Annotated in this window: 3 protein-coding genes; all 3 read left to right on the forward strand. The window is 57.6% G+C overall.

Annotation, left to right across the window (positions count from 1 at the left end; genetic code table 11):
• Positions 1–360, forward strand: a 360-nt coding sequence (locus ACOCD2_RS20555; protein ID WP_293650305.1) for a hypothetical protein, incomplete at its 5' end; no start/stop codon positions are given.
• Positions 361–427: 67 nt separating this feature from the next.
• The gene (locus tag ACOCD2_RS20560) at positions 428–1,123 is read left to right on the forward strand and encodes a ferredoxin (protein WP_293650306.1); all 696 of its coding nucleotides are present in this window, start codon (positions 428–430) and stop codon (positions 1,121–1,123) included.
• Positions 1,048–1,247, forward strand: a 200-nt coding sequence (gene tnpA, locus ACOCD2_RS20565; RefSeq protein WP_419611247.1) for an IS66 family insertion sequence element accessory protein TnpA, incomplete at its 3' end; no start/stop codon positions are given. The genes ACOCD2_RS20560 and tnpA, both read left to right, overlap by 76 nt.

The following is a 1,247-nucleotide window of genomic DNA, read 5'->3' on the forward strand; positions in this document are numbered from 1 at the left end:
ATCGATGGTCTGAACAGCCGCCGGCCTGCCCTGTTCAACATCTATTCCACCTGTCAGCCCGAACACGGCGTCGCCGATGACGCTACGGCAAGACAATCGAAACTTGCGGTTGAATCCCGGGCCTTTCCGCTGATGAAATTCGATCCCGATGCCGGTGAAACCTTGGAAGAATGCCTGGACCTGGAAGGCAATCCCGCACCGGGGGAAGACTGGCCATCCTATATCCTTAACTATGTGGATGAAAACGGTCAGGCCAGCACCATGAACCTACCCGTCACCTTCGCGGATTTTGCAGCCAGCGAAGGACGGTTCCGCAAACATTTCCGCACCGCGCCACGGGAAACCTGGGGAGACAGATGATTCCCTTCCACGAGTTCCTGAAACTGGATGAAGATGAACGGGAAGGCAACTATCCCTACATCTGGGTGTGGACGGCAAGAACCGGCTGATCCGTATCTTCTGCTCCCGGGAAATCGTCAAATCCGGTGAGGAACGCCTGCAGTTCTGGCATCAGCTCAAAGGCATTGCCGGTGAGCTCAACCCTGTAGATGTGGATGCGCTCATCGAGCAGACCAAAGTCGAAATGGCCAACAGGCTGAGCTCCACCCTGCTTTCTCTCACTGCATCAGGCAGTATCGATGCGTTGAGTGGTGCAGTATCTGCCAGCGGAAACAGCGCAATATCACCAGCTGCACCGGCAGCCACTGCGTCCCCTGACTATGAACCGGCATGGATCGAAACACCGGAGTGTACTGCCTGCGACGAATGCACCGAGATCGCACCGGGCATTTTCGGCTACAACGCCGACAAACAGGCGGAGGTGATCAATCCCCAGGGCGGGAAATACAAGGACATCGTACGCGCTGCGGAGAAATGCACGGCAGGCTGTCTGCATCCCGGTACACCCTGGGACATGAGCGAGCGTGACATCGACAAGCTGATAAAACGCGCAGAAAAATACCGTAAGCGCCCACGAATCGACACCTGTTCCTTGATCACCACCTGCCACAGACTTTCTCCTGCCTCACCACAACACAGGAGAATCCCATGGCACCGACCGACACCACTGACCGCACCACTTTCTGGCAGGACCACGTCACCACCTGGCAGGCATCGGACCTGACCCAGAAGGCCTACTGCGAAGCACACGGCCTCCGCTATGCCACCTTCGGCTACTGGGTGCGCAAGCTGCGCACCCCATCGGGGGATCATCAGGAGAGCGCCTCGGGGTTCATTCCCGTGACCCT

The sequence above is a fragment of the Thiolapillus sp. genome (genome assembly GCF_048562965.1).
GTDB classification, from domain to species: Bacteria; Pseudomonadota; Gammaproteobacteria; order Chromatiales; family Chromatiaceae; genus Thiolapillus; species Thiolapillus brandeum_A.